The organism is Xanthomonas sp. A1809 (assembly GCF_017746015.1).
GTDB lineage: Bacteria > Pseudomonadota > Gammaproteobacteria > Xanthomonadales > Xanthomonadaceae > Xanthomonas > Xanthomonas euvesicatoria.
The window spans coordinates 574765-588723 of the sequence record NZ_JAGHWZ010000003.1 but is presented as its reverse complement, the minus strand read 5'-3'; the positions used below and the strand labels follow the sequence as shown (position 1 = coordinate 588723).

The following is a 13959-nucleotide window of genomic DNA, read 5'->3' as shown; positions in this document are numbered from 1 at the left end:
AGAAATGAGTGCCCGAAGAGACTTCGGGCATTCATTGCCTCGCATTCGCAAGCCTCAGCCAGGGAAAGCCGGGAACTTCTCATCCGGGTGCTTGGCTTTCCACTCCTTGTAAGACGCACTGCCCTGCCAAATGGTGAAGGCCTTAGGCGGACGACCACGCCCTGACCATGTCTCCTGGTTGTGGGGCAACCAATACTTGGGCGCTACTTCCTTTCTCGTAGAAGCATCCTTCTTCGGCTTAGCCACACCAACACCGATCAGAGCCGCAATCTCCGACTTCTGCTTTGCACTGAAATGCCCGGTGTATTGGTCGAGCAACTTGACGATCTCCGAATAGGCTTCGGATGATTGCTGCTGGCGTAGCTGAGCTTCCTGCTCTTCCAACTTCCGAATTTCTTCTGCCAATTTTTCTTTAGCAGCGGCAAGGGCACTCAAAGACGCGGTTGTCATTCAGGACTGTTCCAATCAGTTGATTAGCAAATTATTCGTGAGAAATCTATTGCAGTAAAGCTGCACGGCGATTTATCGACAAGCTCTACTATTCTATCGTATTGCTCCGCAGCGACTTCTGTCTTTTTTGGATATCGGGAGGGCATGAGGCAAGTCGGGCCTCCTCAACTTGAACAGCTTGACTACTGCCACAACCCTTGAAAGCATGTGGGTCAAGACAGGGGGTGTCTATGGATAAAGCAAGGGATCGTCGAAGCGACCAGGACTATACGGCCCAACAGGTGGCAGATTTGGATCCGTCTGCTCGCCGAGCATTGAAGCCTCATCTGCGTTGCCCTTACTGCGAGGCAACCGCCCATTTCAGGTCAGCGTCTAGGCCCAGCCCAGGACGACGAAGCAAGGTCGCGCATTTCTACGCGCTACCCCACGGGGACGAGTGCGACATCACCCGAAGCTATGGTGATCCATGGGAAGACGATGATACCGATCGGACTGTGGCTCATTGGGAGCAACGAAACACCACGCTGATCGTTCGTATTCTGACCGATCAAGAAGAAGGCTTGGCCGATAACGGCTCAATCGGTGAACCCACGGAGAGCGAAAGCCGATCTCGTGGCGGCGGGGACCGGACACGATCAACGAACTCGGTGTCGCGCGGGCCCCAGAAGCTCCTTGAACAACTCGTGCATTGGCCGAGCTTCAAGACCAGCTCTCTAACGCTTCGAATGCCGGATCCCAACCGCACAGAAATGGCTGTCCATGACGCTTTCGTGCGCTTCGAGGATGCAAACGTGGAGCGCCATACACAGCGATGGCATGGGTTCTGGGGCATTGTGCGTCCTCTTCGCTTCTGGGCACGCGGCAGCTGCTATTACTCGAACTTTGGACCTGCTGATAGCGATTTCCGCATTTCTATTCATGAGAGCCACGTTCCAGATATTCTACGCCGCTATGGCCTTGCAACCATCGGAGAGATGGCTGGACACTACTTGCTCCTTTTTGATATCGCTCGACAATCGACCTCATTGCGATTTACAGCAGACATCATATCCCCGAAGCATATTGGTTTTATTTTTAATGATAGAGGCAACTAGCGTAGACCAATCGCCTTCGGCAACCGAGTCGCACAAACGAATTGCCTAAGTGTTTTATTTTCACCTCAAAATTCACTAAGCACCAATCGGTCTCATCAAAACGCTACCAGGTGCCAATAACGAAAGGAATATTCATATGGCCGATCTCTCAGAGATGTCTGTTGTGTTGGCACTACGCGACTGGCAATGGCGTCGTGCCAAGTTGGTTGGAGCCGAACCCAAACCAGCCGTCGGATTGTCCGGAAACGCTGAAAAAAAAGTCGGAGATAACTTAACTGACATCAATGATCGGCTTTTCATTTTTGAAGTAAAAGCGAAGCGTTCGAATATCAATGATGAATGGACTCGCCCCAAAGTAAAGCACGCCCTCTCACGACTGGAGACGCTCGGGACATCTTTCGTAGTCCGTAATCAAGAGCAGATGTCAGTTGATGATGCCCTGCGATTTCATCAGTCGCTACAGTGCCATCACTTTGCGTTTTGGGCTCCAGACTTCAAGCGCCGCCCTAAAAACTTTGAAACGGGGCGCCCGGTTCCTGGGGCACTTTATTTAACCCCGTATTTTCTAGGTGTAATGCATAGATTCAACTCTAACTGTTGGAAGCTTATTCGATCAGATTTTAAGCGGGCCTATGGCCTCGGCCATTCATTTCCGTCACTAACGACAGACCCGCCAGACTCAATCAGATATTTATACGATACAGAGTCTAAACTCGACGAAGTTGGAGACCAGAAGACGAAACTTATCAGTCGCTTTGAGACGCCGCACACGTGGAGTGAGCTCGGACTTCCTCTCAAAGAGTTTAGTGAATATATCAGCTATCTCTGCGGGGACGAAGAGCAACAAGAGACAATAAATGTAGTTATAATGGATCGCAACGGAAAATTCTTCGCCCACATTACTTCCACCAACGACCTACGTTCGATTTTCGAGCCCAAAGATCCTGATCCTGAATGGTCTAACTCACTAGAAGGCAAAGCGAGTATGGAGCAGTCTCAATTGGATCCAACAACACTCGAAACTGCTGAATCCAAAAAAAATGAGCTAAATCATAAGCATGTTCGCAAGGGTTTTACTCCAAACTAGCTTGACTCTATCGAAGCTCTGTTGCATCGATCTGCAGCAGCCATGCGAGCGCATAACTCTGCATAGCGCTCTTCTTGATTAATATCTCCATATAAGACTTTATTTCTCAGTCGAGTGACTGCTTCTTGTGCCATTTTTTCGGCCGCCTCAGGATGCACTTCTGATAGTGCTCTTAGGTAGGAAATAGTCCAAGCCTGCTCTGACAACTCATTTAGTCGCTGATGATTGACGTGCATACACCCCCCTTTTTACTAAAAATAAGCCAGGAGAAATTCTTGTCAAGCAGCACTCTACAATTGAAGACGGAAATTAAATTTTTCCAGTCCAGGACAGTGTTGACTCAATCCGACCAACTTCTCTCGCGTTGTGAAGACCCTACTGTAGGTTGAATGATGCTCATCATCCAATTCGTGCCCCACGATCTGCGCACGCAGCTCCGATGACACACCCAAGCCTTGCAGCTCTTGGATGAAGGTCTTCCGCAACGAGTGGAACCCACGCTTTGCCTTCGGCCAGTCTTTGCCGATCTCGCCCAGGTAATGGCTAAACGCCTTCGTGATCCAGTTCCCCTGCCCGTTCATGGCATCTGCTTTGGCGTGCGGGAACAAGCGCTTGTGACCAGCAGCCTTTCGGCTCTCAACCCAGTCCCAAAACCCCAGCGCCAGCAGCTCGGGATGGATGGGCACCGTGCGCAGGCTTACCTCGGTTTTGACCTTCTGGTGCTCTCCCTCATCTGAAATCCGGATGCAAGGGATGTTGTCCTCGTTGAACACATCCGCCACCAACAACTGTCCAACCTCAGAGGCTCTGGCTCCCGTGTAAAGGCCAATGAGCGCTGCCCAGCGGGCATTTGGAGAAAGCCTGGGGAAGTTGACCGGCGAGAAGATTGCCTGGATTTGCTCACGATCAAAAGCCTTAAACCCAAGCTTCCGTCGAGCCCGCCGTTCCCTTGCCGAATAGCTCACATGACCCTTCGCCGGATTATCGCCTTGGGGGTAGTGACCGGAGACCATAGCCCAATCGAAGAAGCCTCCTTTCCCGCCCATGTAGCTCTGCTTGTTCGTCAGCGTTGGCGTGGACGCACCCTCCTTCCGCATCTGCTGATACCAGCGAGCTAGGTCTGACCGCGTGATTGTATGGATCTTCGTCTTCTCACCCAGGTAGTCCACCAATGCTTGGATGGCCGACTTCTTGATGACATAGGTCTTGGGCAAGGTGCGTCCCTTCAAGGTCGCCAACCACGCATGTCGCGCCTTCCCAAGCGTCATTGGCTCAAGGGTCGAGCCGAGCTTGGTGGCATACGCTGTCACAGCCAGTGGCGACGCCGGCAGTGGGACCGGTCGTTCGCCTTCCGAGCCGAGGCCTTCGTGGAGTTCTCGAAACAATCTCACGCCTTTGGTGCTGTCGATTTGCCAACGCTCATGCACGGTCCCGTCTGGCGTCCTAGTTCGATGCAAGGTCAGGTTGCGGAAGGGGGTTGCGGCAGAGGCGGATGTCACCAATGCGGAAGCGTCTGCCTGACCGCGTCGATCTAACCCGTCGTCCCGCAACCGCGCGAACAGCCGCTCGTAGTGCGATGCCAAGGTGGCAGCGCGCAGTTGCGCCTCTTCCAAAACGGTCGTATGCAAGGTGCGCTTGATCGCCTGCAAGCCGAGCAGCGGTTGTAGATCAGTGGGAACCCGCTGCCGAAAGGACCATCGACCGGAGGGCAACGAACGCGACAAATAACGAGGGATACGCATCAACAACGAACCGGCTGCGCGCTGCTTTGCCTCTCTTGGAGCTTCGATTGAGCTCCGAAAACGACGACAGCGTGGACCGATCAACCTCTCAAACCGAGTGCGGGGGGCAGCACTATCGCCGGAGGCAACTGGTGGTCAAGGTTGCGGCTTCGCTTTGCGGGAGCAGCTGTCAGCAGCCGAGGACTTGGCCTATCGCCAAGCCCTGAGGCATCGGTCTTGGAGTGCGTCAAGCCAAGACGCAGAAGCAAGCTGGACTGCTGAGCAGGCATCTCAGAATGGGCTAGCGATCAAGCGGTGCAGCCGACCGCTCGCTGCACCTGATCAGCAGCACCCCCTACTCACTCAGCTCTGACTTTAGGTATCATTTGAGGTATCAAAGCAGGCTCAGCTGGAAGACCCAAAATGCTTTAGGGTCAATGGCTTGCGTAAGGGCGTCTTCAGGCTCCGCCCACCTCCACCAATGAGCGGACCGATGAGGTCCTGAGAAGGCCGGGAACCCCCGTAAAACAAGGGTTCTCGGCCTTTTTCATGTGCGACGCAGTGCGCAGGTGAACGTATCACGCCATGCGACGCTGGGGACATCTGGGGGCATGCAGCCAATGGCCAACGTCGATACCCCCACGATGCCCTCGCCCACCTTGCGATATGCCGCGCCAAAGCTGCGCTCGGATTCCGCCAGCACCGGCACGCGGTCCGGCATCCCGATATCGACTTCGATGAGCCGATGCCGGGGCGCCTTGTCGGCCACGATCTCCGCAGGGGCGCAGTCATTGGTTGCCGGCGACGTGGCGGGCGAGAGAGCGATCAGGCAAACGCCATCTGTCACCTGTTCGAGTCATCGCTGCGCCTGGTTGCACGCGGCCATCCACGCGCTCGACATGACGCAGCGCACCGGAGCGACATCGATGCAAAGCGCTCAAAAAACAGCGCCCTCTCAACCGTTCCTTGATCATTTCCAGGCGGAATCCCCATACGACCAGCCCACCATGCGCGCCGCACCGGATCGGGAACGACGTCGCCAGCAAGTCGCGTTGCCCGGCCCAGTGCACCTCTCTATATGGTCAAGGGCGGACGGGTCAGATGTCGGGTATCTGTGGATTGTGGTTGGAACCAAATTCTCACAAAGACAGCAGCACGCTAGGACGGCGTGGAAGTGCGATGGTTGCTGTGATGAAGCACCGTGGAGATAAAGCGTGTGTGGCAACCGTCGTTGACACGCCCCTGGTACTTGCTGCATGCGGGAGCTCTGGCACCCCGGGGACTCGCATGGGCTTTTCTGCCGATGGTCGTTATCTTGTCGCTCTGGCTGGACGCGCCAATGGCCTCTCGCCGCTTTACAGCACACCAGAGGCTTGTGAGAGCAACACCTCTGCCGCAAGGATCGCGCAAAGTATTCAGTCGTTGGGGCTGCAGCAAACCCTAGAGCTCATCGATGGCAGCTTCTGCCTGGCCATCCTTGATCGTCGATTACACACGCTGTCGCTAGTGCGCGACCGCATCGGTCAATGCAGCCTGTACTACGGCTGGACACATCAGGGTCTTGTGTTTGCTTCTGAACTCAAAGCGATCGCTTCCTCTCACGGCTTCAGTAACTTGCTCGATCGGAATGCGCTGACGCTCCTGCTGCGATACGGCTACATTCCATCGCCATATAGCATCCATCGAGGCATCTTCAAACTAGCGGCAGGAACCATTCAAGTTTTCAGCACGCTGGATGTGGAACGCGGTGCGCCCCATCACGACCCCAGCGAGGGGGCGCGCTACTGGCATCCGAAAAGAAATGTCAGCAACTTAATCCAAGCAAGCAAGCAAGCAAGAGAGCATGTGACCGAAGAGCGTGCGATCAGCCGCCTGCAGGATGCGCTCTCGATGGCGGTTGACCGCGTCAGCGATCGCAGGACTGGTTCATTCCTGTCGGGAGGAACCGATTCCAGCCTCATCACGTCCCTCCTGCAGTCGCAACGCTCAACACCTGTCGATACCGTCACCATCGGATTTGAGGATGCCGACCACGACGAAATGGATTGGGCACAAAAGGTTGCAAGCCATCTCGGTACGCGGCATTTCCAACAACGCATCAGCGATCAGCAGGCCGTGGCCATTCTGCCGGAGATATCGGAGGCGTTTTGCGAACCCTTTGCGGACTCGTCCCAGATTCCGACACTGCTTGCAGCAGGCTCCGCGCGCCGCCAAGTCAGTCACATGCTGACAGGCGATGGAGGCGACGAATTGTTCTTCGGCCATGCCGCGTATGCGCGTGCACTGCGCAATGCGCGCCTGAGCTCCATGATCCCGGACACGCTGCGCTGTTCGCTGCGTCGCCGGGGCGTCTACACGAAGGAGTCGGCCCGTTTGGGCGGATGGCGAGCGGCCCTGGGGGAGACGATCAGCCGCTCGGTGGAAGAGAGCTACCTGCTCAGGGTCTCGCGTTGGCGCAACCCCCATTGCGCCGTGCTTGGCTCCATGGAGTACCCCACGATCTATGACACCCCCATGGAGCAGCTGACCGTCGGATCCCCAGGCGAGCGCGTTCTCTTTATGGACATTGCCATGGAACTTGGGGAAGGACTCATGACCAAAGTCGACCGCGCGTGCATGCTGCATGGCCTGAACACGTCTTCCCCCTTCCTGGATCAGCAGGTATTTCAGCTGGCCTGGCAGATTCCGCTCAAGCTCAAAATGGTTCGTGGGGAGCAAAAATACATTTTGAAGCGCCTGCTCGAACTGTATCTGCCGCAGGAGCTTATCTACCGACCCAAGCGAGGCTTCGGTGCGCCTGTCGGCCGCTGGCTACGCGGCCCCTTACGCGAGTGGGCTGAAGACTTGTTGACACCTTCAAAACTTGAAGAGCAAGGCGTCTTCGACGTCGGGGTGGTGACGCATCTCTGGCAAGCGTTCATCGCAGGTCAACGAAAGTGGCACACGCATCTTTGGCCCATTCTCATGTTCCAGGCTTGGCAGCAACGCTGGCAGCAGCGGCCCTCCTTTTGTGTGGACGAGGCGTGCCATCGCGATCCAGAAGGTATAAGCCACCTCACCATTGAGGCGTTCGTTTGACAGCGAGGTCACCGAAAGCGCTTGCGCGTTGCGACATGCGTCAGTGCGTGCTGGGGCCCTGCCCACCCGCTTCAACCTCGCCCCAGAGATAAACGGACAAGGCCGGGATTTCCCGATGCAGAGGTCAGACGTTGGCCATTGCGAAGGACGAAGCAGACTGCGCGCGCTGCGTCAGTTAGTGACGCGCGCGGCATGGTCGGGCTCATCGCGACGAACGAGGGCCCCTGCCCGGTCGTCGGCAGCTGCACACCGCGGGGCGGCATCGCCGCGGAGTTGATCGAACAAGGCCAGCAACGCGCTGGCTTCGTGTTGCAGCAACGCCAGTGCGCTTTTATTGGGCTCTTCCATTGCACTTGCTCCAGAGACGCTCGACGGCGCCCTGATCAAACCCGAGCAAATCGCGTGCCAGCCGTCAGGGCTTCCCGCTCAGGCGTACTCGCGCTGCTCTTGCGCCTTGGCGTGCATGGCTTCCAGCGTGACCATGCCGGCAATCCGGGCGGCTGCCATGGCGCTGCGATGGTCGGGAAAGGTCGACGACAGCGCGGCGCCTGCCAGGTTCGCGCCGCGGCCGATGCCGATCTGCGCAATATCCCAGCCTGCCACCCAGCCATGGGCGGGGGTATCGCCTTTGACGGCATGACAGGTGAGTTGGTAATTGCCTAGAAAAATGACCAACGGGCGCCCTTTTCGGTGACTGCTTGCCAGCATACCGCCACGACGCTGCTTCCGGGGGCAATGTGCCGTCTGCCAGCTGACTCGGCAAGCGAAGTGGAGCGTAGGCACGCGGCTTGCATCGGCCTCGACCAGACAATCGTGCCGGGGGAACGCGGTGTTGACCAAAAGAACCAAACGTCGTGCTGCCGGGGCCTTGCTGGTGGGTGGGCTGATCTTTGTCCTGATCGGCGTGGGCGGGTACCTCACGATGCAGCGTTCGCTGTCGGACGCCGGCTGGGTAACGCACACCCAGGAAGTGATTGCCAGCATCGACGAAATCCAGGCGGGCATGCTGTCGGCGGAATCGTCGGCGCGCGGCTATGTCTTGACCGACAACGAGGCCTTTCTGGGCGTGTATGCCGATGCGATCGGCCGCCTGCCCGAGCGCATCGTGCGGCTGGACGCCCTGGTGCAGGACAACCCGACGCAGCGGCGCAATGTGGTCGTGCTGAGCCGTTTGGTGGACGCGCGCCTGGTGCAGATCGACGAGTTATTGCATAGCTATCGCAAGCAAGGCCTGGATGGCGCGCGTGCTGCCATCGCGCGCGGGGTGTTCCAGACCTCTTCATCGCTGCGCCGCCAGGTGCAGACCATGACGGAGCTGGAGCGGCAGCAACTGATCAGGCGCAATGCAGCCACCACCCGCAGCGCACAGTGGGTGCTGTGGGTGACCGTGATCGGCATTGCCAGTGGCTTGCTGGTGATGCTGTTGGCGTACCGCTTGTTGTCGCGCGAGCTGGAACGGCGTACGCGTGCCGAAAACGACGCCAGCCGGACCAGCGAGCGCCTGATCGAGTCGTTTGCCGCACTCGAACGCACCTCCGCTGGCCTGGAGGCGCTGGCACGCTACTCCGGGTTGCTGCAGAACTGCCGCGATGCCGAAGAAGCGCTGGAAATCACTGCACGCACGATTGCACCGCTGATTCCCGGTGCCGCCGGCGCGGTCTACTTGCTACGCGCCTCGCGCGATCGCGCCGAACAGGTGGTTGCCTGGGGCGAGATGGCAGACGACGCCAGTGCCAGCATCGCGCCGGACAACTGCTGGGCGCTGCGCCGCGACCGCACCCATGTGGTGATGGACGCCGGCCAGGGCATGCTGTGCCAGCATGCCGGCGTCAACCTCCCGGCGCATGCGGCCACCGCCTGTATTCCGCTATCGGCGCAGGGCACGCAGCTGGGGATGCTGGCATTGCGTAGCGAAGACCCTGACGATCTTGCCTCGCTGACCGTGGCCGAGGCGGCAGCAGAACAACTCTCCTTGGCGCTGCACAACCTGCGCCTGCGCGAAACGCTGCGCCAGCAATCGATCCGCGACCCGCTGACAGGCCTGTACAACCGCCGCTATCTGGAAGAAACCCTCAGTCACGAGTTGGCGCGCTGCACGCGCCGCGAGCTGCCCTTGTCGGTGCTGATGCTGGATGTGGATCACTTCAAGCGGTTCAACGACCTGCACGGGCACAGCGGCGGCGACCGCGTGCTGGCGGCCATTGGCGAATTGTTGCTGGCGCAGACGCGTGGCGAGGACATCTGCTGCCGGTACGGCGGCGAAGAATTGACGATCATCCTGCCCGAAGTCGATCTGCCAACCGCGTGCATGATGGCGGAGAAATTGCGCGCCGGCATCGAGGCCCTGCAGGTCATGGGCGATGGCGTCTGTCTGCCGAAGGTCACCGCCTCGTTCGGCGCGGCCAGCTTTCCCGCTCACGCCAGCACCGTGGCCTCGTTACTGCAACGGGCGGACGCGGCGCTGTATCGCGCAAAGCAGGGTGGCCGCAATCAGGTCGTGAGCGCGGATGTGCTTGCATTCGTGGCCTGAACGCAAGCAGCCGGGCGTGCTGCTGCGGTCTGTCGCAGAGGCCTGTGTCGCGCGGTCGACGCTCAGATCCACATCGCGCGCGCTTGGCGAACCCGGGTGCGAGCGCCTGAACGAAGATGCTCGGATCATTCGCTGGCGCGTGCATTGCAGCGACAAATGCACAGGCACATGGGCTCATGCCAAGACGAGGCCTCAGCCGCAGGACTGGCCCGCGTCGTCGGTGGGGATCAGGCCCGCACCGGCCAGCATGCCGTCGATACGCGTGCGCACATAGGCGGCATCGTCCTGCGCGGCGCTGCTCAGGATCGCTTCGGCACGCGCCTGAAAATCCAGGTAGTCGAAATCCGCATCTTCATCTGCCGACAACTTGGGCAACTCTTCCTGCAACGCGTCCAGGCGCGTGGCCAGTTCTTCGCGGGTGGGCATGGCAGACTCCGACAACCAAAACGATACGTTTGCGGCAGCGCCGTCAAGGATGTGCGAAGCCTTGCGCTGCAACACTTCACTTTCCTACCCATTGCGGTGATGAAGACACGCTCAACTTTGACCGCACTCCGCCGATAATGATGCCGACTCCTATAGAACCTTCCCTGTGATCCTCCACCTGCGGCGGGATTTCCGACTCGGCATCGTCAAGATGCTCGGGCCAATCACCGCGCTGTTGCTTTGCCTCTATGCGGTGTACCTGGCCATGACCGGTCAGGCAGTTGCGTGTCTGGTCACCGCGGCGCTGGGCGTGCTCGCGGTATGGCGCGGCTGGCAGATGCGCAGTGCCGAAGACACCGGCGCCGGCGGCGTGTGGCTGGCGTCGATCAATGTTGGCGGGTGCCTGGTGGCGTGCTGGACTGGTGGCGATGGCGCCCTGCCGTGGCTGTTCCCGGTGCTGGCCACCAATTATTTCCTGTGCGGGCCGCGACGCGCGGTGTTGTTGAGCTTGCCGCTGCTGGCCGCCTTGTTGTTCTTGCCCGGCTTGATCACCAGCCCCGGCCAGGGTGTGTCGACGATCGTGGTGACGCTGGTGACGCTGGCGGTGGGCTACGCGTTTTCGCTGCGGATGCAGGACGACCGCGTGCATCTGGAAGAACTGGCCTCGCTGGACGCGCTGACCGGCTTGCCCAACCGTCGCATGCTGGAACGTGCGCTGACCCACCAGATCGATCAACGCCAACCGCACGACCGGCTCAACAGCCTGATCATCCTGGATCTGGATCACTTCAAGGAGGTCAACGATCTGTACGGACACGCCGCCGGCGATGCGGCGCTCTCGGATCTGGCCACCATCCTGCGCTTCGAAGTCCGCGAACCGCACCAGGTGTTCCGTTTTGGCGGCGAAGAATTCGTGGTGCTGCTGCGTGCCGGCTCGCTGGCCGAACTGGAAGCGGCCACCGAACGCTTGCGCAAGGTGATACGCAACGGCTTGCGCGGACCCGGTGGGCGTATCACCGTCTCGCTGGGTGCGGCGCGCCACGATGGCGAAACGCATTGGCAGGACTGGTTTTCGCGTGCCGATGCAGCGCTGTATCTGGCCAAGAACGGCGGACGCGACAGCGTGCGGGTCGCCGAATAGGCACCTGGCGGCATGCCTGCTGCGCAGGGGTCCGCCTGGGCACACGCAGCTGGCAGCTGGGTAATCGCATTGGTCACGAATGCGATGGTGCTGATGAAGCGGCGGTAGCGCGCCTGTCAGAGGCGAGCGAACCGATGGAGTCGGATGCATGGCCGGTATCGCCAACCATCACCCGCACACGTTCGACCGCCTCGTTAGCTCTGACGCTGCAGCCAGAACTGCGGGGCGACCCACTGGCCGCCCCGCGCGCATCGTTCAACGATTGACCACGGCCACCGGTGCCGCAGGCGCTTGGTCCTGCTTCCAGCCACCGAGCGCCTTGTACACGCCGACCACGCCGACATTCACCGCCGCTTCGGCCTGCGCCAACGCATCGTCGGCCGCCAGCTGGGTGCGCTGCGCATCCAGCAGGGTGAGGAAGTCTTCCGAGCCCTCGCGGTAGCGGATCTGCGCCAGCTGCTCGGCACGCCGCGCGGCATTGGCCTGCTCCACCACGATGGCCAGGCGCGCCTGCTGGCGGCCATAGCCGATCAACGCGTTTTCGGTGTCTTCCAGCGCCAGCAATACGGTTTGCTGATACTGGGCCAACGCACCTTCGGCCTGCGCCTTGCTGGCACGCAAGCGCGCACGCACGGTGCCGAAATCGAAGGCGGCCCAGCTGATCGACGGGGTCACCGACCAGGCCTTGGCGTTGCCCTCGGTCAACCTGGCTGCGTCGCCGGTGAGGAAGCCGACGAATCCGCTCACGCTGATGCGCGGAAACAGGTCGGCAGTGGCCACGCCCACTTGCGCGGTGGCTGCCGCCAGCCGGCGCTCGGCGCCGCGCACATCCGGACGCTGACGCAGCAAGCCGGCGGTATCGCCCAGCGGCAGCGGGCGCGCGAACGCCGGCATCTCGCGCGCGGCCAAGGTGGCATCCAACGCGTCCGGTTGCTGGCCCAGCAATACAGCCAGACGGTGGCGGTATTGCGCCTCGGCGGTTTCCAGCAGCGGAATATCCGCCTCGATCGCCTTCAACCGCGCCAGGCTGCTCTGCACGTCCAGTTCGCTGCCGGCACCCAGATCCCATCGGGTCTGGGTCAGCTTCTGGGTGTCGCGCAGGTTGGTGAGCGTGCGCTTGGAGACGTCCAAGCGCTTCTGGGTGCCGCGCAATTCGAAATAATTGCGCGCCACTTCGGCAGCAACGGTGACCTGCACGTCCTGCAGGTTGGCCTGCTCGGCATCCAGGTCGGCACGCGCGGCCTCCGATGCACGCCGCTGACGGCCGAACAGGTCCAGCTCCCACGCCGCATCCAGACCGAGCGTGGTCTGCTCGGTCAGAAAGCGCTGATTGCCGGCGATCACCTGCTGCTGCTCGCGACGATCGAAGCTGCCTTGCGCGGTGATATGCGGCGCCTGATCCAGGCGGCGCTCGACGAACACCGCGCGCGCCTGCTTGACGCGCGCCACCGCGATGCGCAGGTCGTGGTTGGCGAACAAGGCGTCGCGCACCAATTGCTCCAGCACCGGGTCGTCGAACTGCGACCACCAGTTGCCCACCGGCGACTGCGCGCTGTATGCCGGGTCTTGCGCGCCTTGCAGCGTCACCGCCGCCGGCGGATCGGGGCGGTAATCCGGCCCGACCGCGCAACCGCTGAGCACCAGTGCAGCCAGTGCCACGCTCAGGAAGTTTCTTACCATGGCAACACCTCTCCCAGATGGGTAAAGCTGCCGGTGGCACCGTGCGCATCCAACAGCGCCATTTGCACGCTGCTACGCGCGCCCTGCTCCACTTCGATTTCGCCGCCGCCACCGTTCATGTCGGTTTTGACGTAACCCGGATGCACCGTGTTGACCTTGATGGCTGTGTCGCGCAATTCGTAGGCCAGATGCACCGTCCAGCTGTTCAACGCGCTCTTGGACGCGTCGTAAGCAGGAATCTTGAAGTCGTAGATCGGCGAGCCGGGCTGGCTGTGCAAGGTCAGCGAACCGAGGATGCTCGACACGTTGACGATACGCCCGGCCAGCGAACGACGCAGCAGCGGCAGGAAGGCCTTGGTCACCTCGACCACCGCGAACAGATTGGTGTCGAAGGTGCGCTTCCACACCTCCAGGCTCTGCTGCGACGGGGCGCGCTGCATGTCCTCGATCATGATGCCGGCGTTGTTGATCAGGATGTCCAGATGACCATGGCGCTGCTCCACCGTGCCCACCGCGGCAGCAATGCTGATGTCGTCGTTGACGTCGAGCTGGATGGCCTCCACCGGCAGGCCTTCGGCCTGCAACTTGAGGGCCGCGGCCACGGCGTCGTCGCGCTTGCGGCCGGCCAGCAGCGTGTGCACGCCGGCGGTGGCCAATTGCCGAACGGTCTCCAGGCCGATGCCGCGGGTTGCGCCGGTGACCAATGCGATCTTGGTGTTGCTCATGTGTAAATCCTTCGAATGTATGTAGGG

General features: G+C 60.2%; 13 protein-coding genes. 5 read left to right on the top strand and 8 right to left on the bottom strand.

Features of this window, described 5'->3' with window-relative positions; translation table 11 throughout:
• Positions 1-54 precede the first annotated feature (54 nt).
• Positions 55-450 carry an H-NS family nucleoid-associated regulatory protein gene (locus J7396_RS03660; RefSeq protein WP_184442070.1) on the bottom strand — a complete coding sequence of 132 codons (396 nt, stop codon included), beginning with the start codon at positions 448-450 and terminating at the stop codon, positions 55-57.
• 494 nt (positions 451-944) lie between these two features.
• Between J7396_RS03660 and J7396_RS03655 the strand changes: the two genes are divergently transcribed.
• Entirely contained in the window at positions 945-1544 is a 600-nt protein-coding gene (locus tag J7396_RS03655) for a hypothetical protein (protein ID WP_244669486.1), read from the top strand.
• A gap of 136 nt (positions 1545-1680) precedes the next feature.
• On the top strand, positions 1681-2631 hold the full coding sequence (locus tag J7396_RS03650; protein ID WP_184442068.1) for a hypothetical protein: 951 nt from the start codon (positions 1681-1683) through the stop codon (positions 2629-2631).
• 290 nt (positions 2632-2921) lie between these two features.
• Here J7396_RS03650 and J7396_RS03645 read toward each other — a convergent pair whose 3' ends face one another.
• Both J7396_RS03645 and J7396_RS03640 read right to left on the bottom strand, forming a co-directional pair.
• Positions 2922-4373, bottom strand: a complete 1452-nt coding sequence (locus tag J7396_RS03645) for a DUF6538 domain-containing protein (RefSeq protein ID WP_209260969.1) — start codon at positions 4371-4373, stop codon at positions 2922-2924.
• Positions 4374-4899: 526 nt separating this feature from the next.
• A complete protein-coding gene (locus J7396_RS03640; RefSeq protein ID WP_209261017.1) occupies positions 4900-5199 on the bottom strand; it encodes a hypothetical protein in 300 nt (99 codons plus the stop codon).
• Positions 5200-5639: 440 nt separating this feature from the next.
• Between J7396_RS03640 and J7396_RS03635 the strand changes: the two genes are divergently transcribed.
• The gene (locus tag J7396_RS03635; protein WP_209260968.1) at positions 5640-7430 is read left to right on the top strand and encodes an asparagine synthase-related protein; all 1791 of its coding nucleotides are present in this window, start codon (positions 5640-5642) and stop codon (positions 7428-7430) included.
• Positions 7431-7601: 171 nt separating this feature from the next.
• Here J7396_RS03635 and J7396_RS03630 read toward each other — a convergent pair whose 3' ends face one another.
• Positions 7602-7778: a hypothetical protein gene (locus J7396_RS03630; protein WP_008577255.1), complete on the bottom strand. Its 177-nt coding sequence runs from the start codon at positions 7776-7778 to the stop codon at positions 7602-7604.
• A gap of 78 nt (positions 7779-7856) precedes the next feature.
• The gene (locus J7396_RS03625; RefSeq protein ID WP_014089797.1) at positions 7857-8105 is read right to left on the bottom strand and encodes a hypothetical protein; all 249 of its coding nucleotides are present in this window, start codon (positions 8103-8105) and stop codon (positions 7857-7859) included.
• Positions 8106-8304: 199 nt separating this feature from the next.
• Here J7396_RS03625 and J7396_RS03620 point away from each other — a divergent pair, with 199 nt between their 5' ends.
• Entirely contained in the window at positions 8305-9960 is a 1656-nt protein-coding gene (locus J7396_RS03620) for a diguanylate cyclase (RefSeq protein WP_209261012.1), read from the top strand.
• Positions 9961-10152: 192 nt separating this feature from the next.
• On the opposite strand, the gene J7396_RS03615 is transcribed toward J7396_RS03620, so the two are convergent.
• Positions 10153-10458 carry a hypothetical protein gene (locus tag J7396_RS03615; RefSeq protein WP_008577261.1) on the bottom strand — a complete coding sequence of 102 codons (306 nt, stop codon included), beginning with the start codon at positions 10456-10458 and terminating at the stop codon, positions 10153-10155.
• Positions 10459-10552: 94 nt separating this feature from the next.
• On the opposite strand from J7396_RS03615, the gene J7396_RS03610 reads away from it, so the two are divergent.
• On the top strand, positions 10553-11527 hold the full coding sequence (locus J7396_RS03610) for a GGDEF domain-containing protein (protein WP_014089795.1): 975 nt from the start codon (positions 10553-10555) through the stop codon (positions 11525-11527).
• Between the two features lie 255 nt (positions 11528-11782).
• On the opposite strand, the gene J7396_RS03605 is transcribed toward J7396_RS03610, so the two are convergent.
• The gene (locus tag J7396_RS03605; protein WP_031421916.1) at positions 11783-13207 is read right to left on the bottom strand and encodes an efflux transporter outer membrane subunit; all 1425 of its coding nucleotides are present in this window, start codon (positions 13205-13207) and stop codon (positions 11783-11785) included.
• Positions 13201-13932 carry an SDR family oxidoreductase gene (locus tag J7396_RS03600; RefSeq protein WP_209260967.1) on the bottom strand — a complete coding sequence of 244 codons (732 nt, stop codon included), beginning with the start codon at positions 13930-13932 and terminating at the stop codon, positions 13201-13203. Before J7396_RS03600 ends, J7396_RS03605 begins: the two co-directional genes overlap by 7 nt.
• Positions 13933-13959: the final 27 nt, after the last annotated feature.